Here is a 10,956-nt window from a genome sequence, read left to right as displayed (position 1 = left end):
CCGGGCGGAGGAACGCACGACCGAACCGTTCAGCGGACGGCGAAGATCACTTCACCGGCGCGTATCCGCCGCTCTTGCCCAGGTCGGACTTGCCGACGCCGAACTGCCCTTCCCCCTTGCCGCTGCTGTACTGACCGCCGAGCGGGGCGGCGTCGTACTGCGAGCCGTACTGCGAGCCGTACTGCGAGCCGTACTGCGAGTCGTACTGCGAGTCGTACTGGCTGTCGTACTGCGAGTCGTACTGGCCCTCGGCGCCGTACTGCTGATCGATCTGGCCGGGGATGTACTGGCCTTCGCCCTTGCCGGGCACGTACTGGCCTTCGCCCTTGCTGGGCACGTACTGGCCTTCGCCCTTGCCGGGGACGTACTGCGGCGCGTCGTACCCGTAGTCGCCGCCGCAGGTCACGCGATCCCGGTAGTGGTACTTGTTGTTCGTCTCGTCGAGCAGGCGGAGATCGGCGAGCGAGATCCGGATGATCACCGGCCTCTCGTAGCTGCCGCGGCAGGCGTCGCGGCCGAGCAGGTGCCCGCGCGGCATGAGGAACTGGCCGCGGATGATGCCCTGGCGGCTCGCCTGGAAGGAGCCCGCGTCCTGCCACGGGTTGCGGCGCGTGATGACGCCGCCCGTGTACTGCCCGCGCCGATCGAGGCAACGGTACGACGTCTGGAGATCGGCCTGCATCGAGTAACGGCCCCACTGCCGCCGGATGTTCGACTGCTCGAAGCCGAGCTGCACATCGCCGTTGTCGAGGAACTTGGCGTCGACCTGCCCGAACTGCGGGCCGTAGTCGTAGCCGCCGTCCGCCAGAGCCTCGCTGCTCAGGAAGGGTGCGCTCGTGGCGAGCGCCGCCGCCATGAGGAGCTTGATCGAGTTCTTCATCGAGATACCTCTCCTTGTCTCGCGTGCTGCCCACGCGTGCACCCCGCGATGCAAGGCAGCGGCCGAGGTTCGATCCCGCCTCGTGCATCCAGCCACCGTGAACACGCGCCGCTTCACGCGGGGAATTCACGGACCACGCGGCGCGAGCTCTCCACGGATCGTCTTCGTTTCGCCCCGCGTCCGTCGACGCGTGATCGATCCCGTCGAGAGCGTCACGCGCCGCGTTCGTCCCGCGCGCTCGGGCGTGCGTCGATTTTGCCCCCGTCTATCCGCCACCGACCCGAGCGTGCGCAAACGCGCCGGACGCGACGGCGCGGCGTCGATCGAGACGTCCGAGGCGCTCGTGATGCGCCCGCGTCGTCCGCGGCGCGAGCGTCCCGGTCGACGCGCGTCACGCCTTCAGTCGTTTGGCTTCTTCTTCGAAACGACGGCCGCGAAGACGAGGCCGATCGGCCCGAGCGCCGCGCACGCGAGGAACCAGAAGCAGCCGCCGCGGCCCTTCGTCGTCGCGATCCACGCGCCGAGGATGCCGCAGAGCAGCCAGACCGGGATGCCGAGCTCGAGCTTCATCACCGCTGACGCTAGCACGCGGCCTCGCGTGCGCTCTCGCCCGCCCCGACGTCAGCGCGCTTCGCCGTCTCGCACCCGCGCGAGCACCCGCACGATGCCCGCGAGGTTCCACGCGGCGAAGCCCAGGAACAGCGCCACCAGCGCGACGGCCCAGCGCGACGCGCGCGGCGAGCTGCCGTCGATGAGCACCCAGGCGTCCTCGGGCACGGCCTTGTTCGTCTGCGCTGCCACCGCCTCGGGCAGGCGCGCGTGGCGCAGGCCCGCTTCACGGAACGGCACGAGCCTGCCGGCAAAACTCGTCGGCGGCACGAAGCGCGGGCCCTCGAAGCCCTCGGGCACCCGGATCTCCACCCAGATCTTCTCGTTGCCCGCGACGGGCGCGAGCCGGAACGAGTCTCCCTCCGCCGCGCGCCCGTACCGGATCGCCCCCGTCGTGCCGAGCAGGGCCGTCGTGCGCACGTAGCGGTTCGCGAAGTCCGCGGTGGGCGCGAGCGTCGCGAGGTCCGGCACCTCCACGAGCTCGCCCGGCGTGAGCGCGTACCTCGCCTCTCCCGAGAGAACAAACGCCATCCAGGCGGCCGCGAGCGTCGTGATGCCCATCAGCACCACCGTCGCCGTGCGCTCGCGTTTGGGCGGCGCGGGCAGCGCGATGAGCTCGGGATCCGAGCCCGCGGCGTCGAGCGACGGCGGGCGGGGCGCGGCGAGGGTGGACGACGGATCGCGGGGCACGAGCGAGGTGGGGTTGGCGTAGGGGTGTCCGCTCACGAGTATAACCGACGGACATCGCCGGGCGGGCGCGGTTCCTTCTTCCTCGCGTCGGATTTCCGCCGCCTGCCTGGCCGGTGTTTCGGGGCCGGGTGGGGGATCTCTTGCCCTCGTGCCCTCGCTTTTCTAGCCTACGCGCGTGGCAACGTCCGCGAAGAAGCTCTCCTCCGTCGTCTGCCCCTCCTGCGGCGTGACGAACTCGCCCGTCCCTCCGAGCGGGCGGTGCGTCTCGTGCGGCACGTCGATGGAGCTCGGCCGGAGCCGCGAAGACGGCGACGGGCGCCACCGCAAGGACGGCTTCAGCCTCCCGTGGGCCGGCATCGCGCTGCTCGTGCAGGCGGTGCTCACGGCCGCGATCGTCGTCGGCCTGCCCATGGTCGTCAGCGCCTTCGACTTCGAGGGCCGCTACGGGATGATGATCGCCGTGCCCGTCTGGTTCGTCGGGGGCATCTTGCTCGGCATGATCTCGCCCGGCAAGACCGTGGCCGAGCCCGTCGTCGCGACCTTGCTCGTCGCGATCCCCACGGTCGTTCAGCTCATGAAGTCGCAGACCGTCCGGACGCTGCCGCTCTTCATGTACGTGATCCTCGCGGTGATCGGCCTGCTCTTCACGATGGTCGGCTCGTACATCGGCGAGCGCATCCAGATGGGTCCGCCGCCGAAGCGCGCGGGCGCGGATTGATCGGCCGCGTCGCCCTGGGCCTCGTCTTCGCCTGCGGCTGCATGTCGGCCGAGGCCGAGGAGGAGCGCGTGCTGCTCGGGGCGATCGACGCGCTGCGCGACGCGCCGGCGGAGGACCTCGGCGGACGAAGGGCCTTGATCGACGCGCTCGTGAAGAGGCCGGCGAAGAGCCCGCAGGCCGAGCGCGCCCGGGACAGTTGCGCCGAGGCGTATCGGCTGCTCGTCGAGGGCAAGGAGGGCGTCGCGTCCGTGAAGCGCGCGCTCGGCGGCCCGAGCCCGGTGCCGACGACCCTGCTCGCCGACCTCGCCGCGGCCGAGGCGAAGATCGAGAAGAGCCGCGACGAGGCCATGCCGGCCTGCGAGAAGGCGTCGACCGAGCTGCGCCTGCGCCGCCGCTGACGGAGTTTCCGGGCCTGGCAAGGGAAAACGCGCCCTGGGGGGTACGGCGCGCGCGCGCCTCGTGCTAAAGAGCGCGCCGTATGTTCGACACGCTCGCTCGAGGTTTTCGGCAGGCCAGAAACCGCCTCGCGGGGCTCACGGAGCTCACCGAGTCCAACATCGAGCCCGCGCTTCGCGAGGTGAGGCTCAGCTTGCTCGAAGCGGACGTCGAGATCGGCGTCGTGAAGGCCTTCTTGAGCCGCGTGAAGGCGAAGGCCGTCGGCCGCACGCTCGACGCGAAGGTGAAACACGAGGGCGAGACCATGCAGGTCTCGGCGAGTGATCACTTCGTCAAGATCTGCCACGACGAGCTCGAGGCCATGATGGCGCACGAGGGGGAACCCATCGTGTGGGCGTCGGGCCGCCCGACCGGGCTCATGATGGTGGGTCTGCAGGGTTCGGGGAAGACGACGACCTGCGCCAAGCTCGCGCGGTACATCTCGAAGCAGGGCAAGAAGCCCATGCTCGTCGCGGCGGACATGCAGCGCCCCGCGGCCGTCGAGCAGCTCAAGGTGCTCGGCAACCAGATCAAGATCCCGGTCTTCAACATCGCGGGCAAGACGCCCGTCGAGATCTGCGCGGCGGCCGAGGCCGAGGCGAAGAAGCTCGGCCGCGACGTCATCATCTACGACACCGCGGGCCGGCTCGCGATCGACGAGAAGCTCATGCAGGAGCTCGCGGAGATCAAGTCGCGTGTCGCGCCGGAGAACATCTTCCTCGTCGTCGACGCGATGATCGGCCAGGACTCGGTGAAGACCGCGCGGTCCTTCCACGAGCGGCTCGGCATCAGCGGTGTCGTGCTCACGAAGCTCGACGGCGACGCGCGCGGCGGCGCGGCGATCAGCATCAAGGAGGTCACGGGCGCGCCCGTGCTCTTCAGCGGCATCGGCGAGACGACGGACAAGTTCGAGGAGTTCCGCGCCGACGGCATGGCGAGCCGCATCCTCGGCATGGGCGACGTCGTCGGCCTCATGCAGGACTTCGAGCAGGTCGTCGATCAGAAGAAGGCCGAGAAGGACGCCGAGCGCTTGCTCCAGGGCGACTTCTCGCTCGACGACTTCCTCGAGCAGGTCCGCATGATCCAGAAGATGGGGTCGCTGAAGGACCTCGTCGACAAGCTCCCGCTCGGCGGCATGTTCCCGGGCGGCCTGCCCAAGGACGTGAACCTCGACGACAAGGAGCTCGTGCGGATCGAGGCGATCATCCAGTCGATGACGCGCTTCGAGAAGCGTGATCCGTACGCGCTGATCCGCGAGCCGAGGCGGGCCGAGCGTATCTCGAAGGGCTCGGGGACGACGGCCGAGGCCGTCGCGGAGCTCGTGCAGAAGTTCCTGTTCATGAAGCAGATGATGTCGGGGCTCGGCCAGAACCTCGGCATGATGGGCAAGATCCCGGGCATGAAGCAGATGGCCCAGATGCGGAACATGCAGAAGGCCATGGCCGGCATGGGCGGCGGCATGCCGGGCATGCCGGGGATGCCGGGCATGGGCGGGATGCCGGGGATGCCTGGTTTCCCCGGGATGGGCATGCCGGGCTTCCCGGGCATGGGAATGCCTGGTTTCCCCGGGATGGGCATGCCGGGCATGGGGATGCCGGGCGGCGGCGCCGAGGGGCCGAGCATGACGAAGATGCGCACCCTGAGCCAGGCCGAGAAAAACGCGAAGAAGTCGCAACGCAAGCGCGAGCGCGACGCGCGGAAGAAGGGCCGGAAGTAATGGCGAGCGCGCGCATGCGTCGAGCCTCGCCGTTCGTCGCGTGCGCGCTCCTCGCGGCGGCGTGCTCGCGAGATTCGATCGCCCCGCCGGAGGCGGACAAGAAGGGCGCGCCGGCGGAGGATCCGCGGCGCGTGATCAAGGAGATCACCGTCAAGGCCCTCGCGTCGGGCGAGACGATCACGATCGACGGCAAGCTCGACGAACCTGCGTGGGGCAAGGCCGCGGACACGGGCCCGTTCGTCGACGTGTCGACTGGCGCGCCAAACCCGCGGATCCCCGTGCAGGGCCGCGCGCGTATCGTCTGGGACGACCAGTTCCTTTATGTCGGGTTCGACGTGAAAGACGCGACGATCCGCGGCGGTTTCCCCACGGACGCGCTGGATCCGCACCTCTGGGAGCGGGACACCGTCGAGATCATGATCGACCCCGACGGCGACGGGGACAACAAGGATTATTACGAGATCCAGGTGAACCCGCAGAACCTGGTCTTCGACTCGCGGTTCGACGATTACGGCAAACCTTATGGCGGTCCGGCCGGGCCTTTCGGGCACCAGGCGTGGAGCGCGGGGCTCGAGAGCGCGGTCGTCCTGCGCGGCACGATCGACGACGACAAGGACAAGGACGAGGGGTACACCGTCGAGGCGAAGATCCCCTGGAAATCGTTCCTCAAGGCGAAGGCGTCGCCGCCCGCGTCCGGGGATGTGTGGCGGATGAACTTTTATGCGATGCAGAACAACGGCGGCGTCGCCTGGTCCCCGATCCTCGGGATGGGGAACTTCCACCGGGCCTCGCGGTTTGGCCGGGTGAAGTGGGTGCGGGAATAGGCCTGCGCTTCAGCGAGGATCCGCGGCCGGCTCCTGCTGCGTGATGCAATGCACGCCGCCGCCGCCCAGGTTCACGGCCTCGGCGTCGATCGGCACGATCTTCCGCCCCGGAAAAGCCTCCGCGAGGATCCGCTGCGCGGCTTCGTCCTTCTCTTTCACGCGCGGGGAGCGCCCCTCTTTGAAATACACCTGCACGAGGACCACGCCGTTCGTGACCAGGAAATTCAGGTAACTCGTCGACACGATGATTCGCACCGGCTCGCCCTTCGGAAAAGGCACGCCGCTCGTGTACCGCATCCCCTTCATCGTCTCGTAGACGCCGTCGCCGGGCCCCATCGTGTCGTAGAGCGGCTCCGGCATCGGGACTCGTACGATCCGGAAGGGTCGCCCGTCCTGATCGACCGACGCCTCCATCGCCGCGCGCGCCCGCTCGAGCCGCTCGCGGGTCATGGCTCGAATCGTGTCCTCCCGCGCCTCCTCCTCCGTCACCTCGCCGAGCAAGATCGTACGGGCGTCCGCGAAACGCGCGAATTCGTCGACGTGCCCCCCGGGCGTGAGGGGCGTGTAAATGCCCCCCGGCAAGGGGCCCTCCCAGGTCGCGTCGTCCTCCACGATTCCCTGCGGCAACCACACGAAGCTCCGGGCGCCGAGCGTCCTTCGAAACTCCGCCTCGATCTGCTCGCGGGAGAGCCCCGGGTTTCGTTGCCGCTCCACGCGCTCGGTGAGCATCAGCGTCCCCGCCCCGTTCGACTCCCGATCGCCCCCCTCGCTCGACAGGCTCGACGGCACGACCGGCAAGCCCCGCAATCGAGCCACGCTTCGGTCGACGGCGTCCTCGATCCGCGCCGCCTTGCTCGATCGATCGAAGCCGGGATATCCCCAGGAATTGAACGCGTAATCGACGACCGCGCGCCCGCCGCCGCTCGTCTTCACGAAGATCGGCCCCATGTCGCGCAGCCAGATGTCCGCGTGTGGCACCGCGTGGATCTTCACGTGGTCCGAGGGAACAGCCTCACGAGCGAATCGATCCCGGATGGCGCGCGCCTCCGCCTCGTCCTGGGCGAGTACGTCCACCGAGACGTGGCCGTGGAGGGCGCGGATGATGCCCATGAGGACGGGCTCGGTCGGTTTCCCCGCCTTGTTTTCGTACCTCGGCCAGGCGAGCCATATCGAGGCGTGGGGCTCGAACTCCGCCGGGAACGAATACGTCTCTCGCGCCTCGGCCTGCGGCGCGGGCGCCTTCGTACACGCGGCCAGCCACAGGCCGAGGAGGGCGACGGCGATACGCATCTCGTCAGCCGTCGTTCTGCAATGCGGCCCGCGCGGCGCGCTCGATCAGATCGTTCGCCGATTTCTCCAGCGGATCGACCCGCTCTGCCCCGACGCGTAGCCGGAGCGAGAGCCGCCGCGTCTCCTTGCGTTTGCTGAACTCCTCGCGGAGCTTCTCGCCGAGCGCCTTCGCGAGCGTGCGGGAGAACTTGCTGCCCGCGTCGGGCACGATGAGCACGAGGCTCGACGGGCCGTACCGGCCGAGGAAGTTCTTCCGACCGTAGAGCCCGTGCAGCGTGCTCACGAGCTCGCGCACGTCGGCGTCGATCGACGCCTTGTCCCTCGTCGGATCCTGCCCTCGCAGCGGCAGATCGAAGAAGACGATCGAGAACTTCGTGCCCGTCATCTTCGCCTTCCCGATCGCCTCGTCGAGCGTCAGGCGCAGGTACCGCTCGCTGTAGGCGCCCGTCGCCGGGTCGCGGAAGAGCGGGACGTTGTCCTCCCACGATTCGTCGACGGGCTTCGCACGGCTCTTCGGAGGCCGCGCCCCGGCCGAAGGCGGAGGCGGGTCGGCGTAGAGCATCGGTCTTTCCACGGGCGCAGGTCGCGCGGGCGCGAGGCGTGGGCTCGGCGGCGGAGGCAGCGCCACGGCGATCGTGGGGTTCGAGGTCACGACGCCGAGGGCCTCGCAGAGCTCGGCGATCGCCTGGGTCGCGCGCTCGGGGCGCCGCTGCGGCTCGAGGTTCGCGGCCCGCGAGAACCAGGCGTCGAACGGGGGCGGGAGCTTCACGCCTCGCCGCGCGGCGCGGGTCGTCGCCGGCTCGGGCGGGCCCAGCATGATCTTCTTGAAGAGCACGAAGAGCGAGAGCGAGCTCTTCGCCTCGTTCATCCAGTACGCCTCGCCGGAGAGCAACGTGAACGCGAGGTGGCCGAGCGCGTAGACGTCGGCGCGCGGGCCGATCGCGCCGTCGCCCAGGACCTGCTCGGGCGCCATGTAGAGCGGCGTGCCGACGATGGCCGTGCGCCGCTGGAACGTCGTCTCCACCATCACCTTGGCGACGCCGTAATCCAGGATCTTCACGCACGGGCTGCCGTCGTCGCGCGTCGTGACGAAGAGGTTCGCGGGCTTGAGATCCCTGTGCACGATGTTCGCCGCGTGTGTCTTGTCGAGCGCGAGCGCCGCCTGTCCCAGGTAGAGCACGACCTCGGCCGGCGGCAGGGCGCCGCGGCGCTCGAGCATGCTGCCGAGCTCCTCGCCCGTGAGCAGGTCCATCACGAGGAAGGGCATACGCGTGCCCTCGTCGATGCCCGCGTCGGAGACCTGGACGATGTGATCACTCTCGATGCCGCCGGTGATCGTGGCCTCTTGCGCGAAGCGCTCGCGCAGGATCGGGTCCTCGATGGTGCCGGGCAGCATCACCTTGAGCGCGCGCCTGCGACGCGTGGCCTCGTCGAAGGCCTCGTAGACCGCGCCCATGCCGCCCGCCTTGATGACGCGGATGACGCGGTAACGGCCGTGAAAGAGCGCGTCGAATACGAGCACGTGGGCGAGGCGCCGCCCGGCCGAAGAGCCGGAGGCGAGCGTCGAGAGCATGGATGAAGATGGGGACGCAGATCAAGGCCGACGCGTCTGTCCTCGTCGGTCGCCGCGCCCGCCGCGGTGTGTCCCGTGGATCAGGGGGCCTCTTCGTCGACCGACGAGGACGCCGACGTGTCGACGGAGAGCACCGTGAGCATCGACGAGCGCGGGAAGTCCGTGTCGATGAACGTCTCGGTGTCCTCGTAGATGCGGAAGGGCTGAAGCTCGAGCGTGGTGCTCACCTCCGAGCCGTCGCGAGCGATGAGCTTCGCCTCGCCGAAGTACCTGCCCTCGGGCAGATCCACCGTCATCTGCATCTCTTCACAGGGCTGGTACGCGCGCGCCACGATGCCGCCGGCCGTGTCGCGGATGATGAGCTCCATGCGGTCGGCGCCGTAGGTCCTGCAGAGGCGCCGGTCGAAGCGACCTCCGATCGACCAGCGCTGCGTCACCTCGCCCGAGTCGCGCCCGACGGGCACGTAGATGGCCGCGTCCGCCGCGCACCCGGCCGTGCTCGCGGCCAAGGTCAGGACGAACGCCGCGGAGCGAGCCCATTTCACGATGGAATTGTGCATTGAAACCTCCCCCTGGTTCTCGTCGGTCCGCGCGGACGAAGGTCAGCGCGGACGATACTCGCGATGCAGCTCCTGCGGTTTCGTCGGACGAACCCCCGGATAGCCGTACTCGACCGCGGGCGGCGGCACGGCGCGCGGCGCGGTCTGGACCCGCGTGCGGTACGTGCCGAGCTCCGGCGGCTCCTCGAGGAACACCACCCAGCCGTCGTCGGTCGGCCAGTACCAGCGACCCTCGACCAGGTAGGCGATCCGGCCGCGGTACTCCACGGCCGGATAGTCGTCGATCGCGACCGGGACCGCGTCCGCATAGGCCACGTCGTACCCGCCCACGTTTGGCCTCCCCGCCGACAGCGTGGCCGTACAGCCCACGACCAGCATCGAGAACACGAAGACGGGCAGGAGGATCCACGCGCCGCGCCTCCCGCGTTCCGTGCGCCTCTTTCGTCGTCCGTCCTGGGCGCCCACGTTGCTTCTCATCCGCACAGGTCACCTCGCTTGCGGCTGGGACGAGCAACCGAGGTGCCATCACGCGGCAAGCGCGCACAACCGTTTGACAATGCCGTCGCCGCTCTGTAGGGAAGCGCGCCCGTGAGTGCGTCCAAAGTTCCCGTGTCGATCGTCGGCGTGAGCGGCTTCGCTGGCAGCGAGCTGGCGCGGCTCGTCGCCGAGCACGCCTCGCTCTCGCTCGTGGGCGTCGTCGCGGATCGATGGAAGGGCTCGAAGCTCGGCGAGCACGTGCGCGTGCCCGCGAGCGTCGCGAAGCTCTCCGTCGCGCCGATGAGCGAGGCCGTCAACGTCGCTCGGCAGGGCGAGGTCGCGCTGCTCGCGACGCCCGCCGAGGTCTCGGCCCGCCTCGCGCCGGAGCTGCTCGCGCACGGCGTGCGCGTCGTCGATCTCTCGGGCGCGTTTCGCCTGGAGGACCCGGCCGCGTATCCGCGCTGGTACGGCTTCGATCACCCCGCGCCCGAGCTGCTCGCCGAGGCGCATTACGGCCTGCCGGAGGTCGCCTCCGCGTCGACCCGCGCGGGCGGCGCGAGGGACGCGCGCCTCGTCGCGAACCCTGGTTGTTACGCGACGGCCGCGATCCTCGCGCTCGCGCCGCTCGTCGAGGCGGGCGCGATCGATCCCGGGTCGATGTACGTCGACGGCAAGAGCGGCGTCTCGGGCGCGGGCCGCAAGGTCGAGGAGCGCTTGCTCTTCATGGAGGTCGACGAGAACCTCTCGGCGTACCGCGTCGGCAATCACCAGCACACGCCCGAGATCGAGCAAGCGCTCTCCCGCGCGGGCCGCGTGCGCGCCTCCGTGACCTTCGTCCCGCACCTCTTGCCCGTGCGCCGCGGCCTGCTCGTCACGGCCTTCGCGCGCCTCTCGGGCAAGGTCCCGCACGCAGAGGTCGAGGCGCTCTTCCGGCGCGCCTACGCCCCTGCCGACCTCGTCGAGGTGCGCGCGCCGGAGGACGTCACGCTCGCGCAGGTCGCGTACACCCCGTACGCGCGCCTCGGCGTCCGCGCCGACGCCGAGCGTGGCTCGGTCGTCGTCACGTCCGCGCTCGACAACCTGCTCAAGGGCGCCGCCTCGCAGGCGCTCCAGAACCTCTGCGCGATGATCGGCGCGCCGCCGCTTTCCTCGCATTGATCGACCGATGAGGGCTCCCCCGCGT

At 69.7% G+C, this 10,956-nt stretch carries 12 protein-coding genes; 5 read left to right on the top strand and 7 right to left on the bottom strand.

The window, feature by feature from the left end; all coding sequences use genetic code 11:
* Positions 1-46: 46 nt before the first annotated feature.
* The 3 genes from GF068_RS36485 to GF068_RS36475 all read right to left on the bottom strand — a co-directional run bounded on the left by GF068_RS36485 (position 47) and on the right by GF068_RS36475 (position 2,215).
* The gene (locus GF068_RS36485) at positions 47-880 is read right to left on the bottom strand and encodes a hypothetical protein (protein ID WP_153824167.1); all 834 of its coding nucleotides are present in this window, start codon (positions 878-880) and stop codon (positions 47-49) included.
* 399 nt (positions 881-1,279) lie between these two features.
* The gene (locus GF068_RS36480) at positions 1,280-1,450 is read right to left on the bottom strand and encodes a hypothetical protein (protein ID WP_153824166.1); all 171 of its coding nucleotides are present in this window, start codon (positions 1,448-1,450) and stop codon (positions 1,280-1,282) included.
* 51 nt (positions 1,451-1,501) lie between these two features.
* Entirely contained in the window at positions 1,502-2,215 is a 714-nt protein-coding gene (locus GF068_RS36475; protein ID WP_240807954.1) for a hypothetical protein, read from the bottom strand.
* Between the two features lie 139 nt (positions 2,216-2,354).
* Between GF068_RS36475 and GF068_RS36470 the strand changes: the two genes are divergently transcribed.
* From GF068_RS36470 to GF068_RS36455, 4 genes are all read left to right on the top strand, one after another.
* The gene (locus tag GF068_RS36470) at positions 2,355-2,897 is read left to right on the top strand and encodes a zinc ribbon domain-containing protein (protein WP_206079627.1); all 543 of its coding nucleotides are present in this window, start codon (positions 2,355-2,357) and stop codon (positions 2,895-2,897) included.
* Positions 2,894-3,295, top strand: coding sequence for a hypothetical protein (locus tag GF068_RS36465; RefSeq protein WP_153824165.1), 402 nt, complete (start codon positions 2,894-2,896; stop codon positions 3,293-3,295). Before GF068_RS36470 ends, GF068_RS36465 begins: the two co-directional genes overlap by 4 nt.
* 80 nt (positions 3,296-3,375) lie before the next feature.
* Positions 3,376-5,049 carry a signal recognition particle protein gene (ffh, locus tag GF068_RS36460; RefSeq protein WP_153824164.1) on the top strand — a complete coding sequence of 558 codons (1,674 nt, stop codon included), beginning with the start codon at positions 3,376-3,378 and terminating at the stop codon, positions 5,047-5,049.
* A gap of 14 nt (positions 5,050-5,063) precedes the next feature.
* A complete protein-coding gene (locus GF068_RS36455) occupies positions 5,064-5,873 on the top strand; it encodes a carbohydrate-binding family 9-like protein (RefSeq protein ID WP_170319884.1) in 810 nt (269 codons plus the stop codon).
* Between the two features lie 9 nt (positions 5,874-5,882).
* Here GF068_RS36455 and GF068_RS36450 read toward each other — a convergent pair whose 3' ends face one another.
* The 4 genes from GF068_RS36450 to GF068_RS36435 all read right to left on the bottom strand — a co-directional run bounded on the left by GF068_RS36450 (position 5,883) and on the right by GF068_RS36435 (position 9,773).
* On the bottom strand, positions 5,883-7,163 hold the full coding sequence (locus GF068_RS36450; RefSeq protein WP_153824162.1) for an agmatine deiminase family protein: 1,281 nt from the start codon (positions 7,161-7,163) through the stop codon (positions 5,883-5,885).
* A 4-nt stretch (positions 7,164-7,167) separates the two neighbouring features.
* Entirely contained in the window at positions 7,168-8,736 is a 1,569-nt protein-coding gene (locus GF068_RS36445; RefSeq protein WP_153824161.1) for a protein kinase domain-containing protein, read from the bottom strand.
* 80 nt (positions 8,737-8,816) lie between these two features.
* Positions 8,817-9,296, bottom strand: a complete 480-nt coding sequence (locus GF068_RS36440; protein ID WP_170319883.1) for a hypothetical protein — start codon at positions 9,294-9,296, stop codon at positions 8,817-8,819.
* A gap of 42 nt (positions 9,297-9,338) precedes the next feature.
* The gene (locus GF068_RS36435) at positions 9,339-9,773 is read right to left on the bottom strand and encodes a hypothetical protein (RefSeq protein ID WP_153824159.1); all 435 of its coding nucleotides are present in this window, start codon (positions 9,771-9,773) and stop codon (positions 9,339-9,341) included.
* A gap of 111 nt (positions 9,774-9,884) precedes the next feature.
* Here GF068_RS36435 and argC point away from each other — a divergent pair, with 111 nt between their 5' ends.
* Positions 9,885-10,931 (top strand): N-acetyl-gamma-glutamyl-phosphate reductase, encoded by a 1,047-nt coding sequence (gene argC / locus GF068_RS36430; RefSeq protein ID WP_338046725.1) that lies wholly within the window; start codon positions 9,885-9,887, stop codon positions 10,929-10,931.
* Positions 10,932-10,956 lie beyond the last annotated feature (25 nt).

The sequence above is a fragment of the Polyangium spumosum genome (assembly GCF_009649845.1).
Lineage (GTDB): Bacteria > Myxococcota_A > Polyangia > Polyangiales > Polyangiaceae > Polyangium > Polyangium spumosum.
Note: the sequence above shows the minus strand (reverse complement) of the source record. Positions and strands in the feature narration are given on the sequence as shown.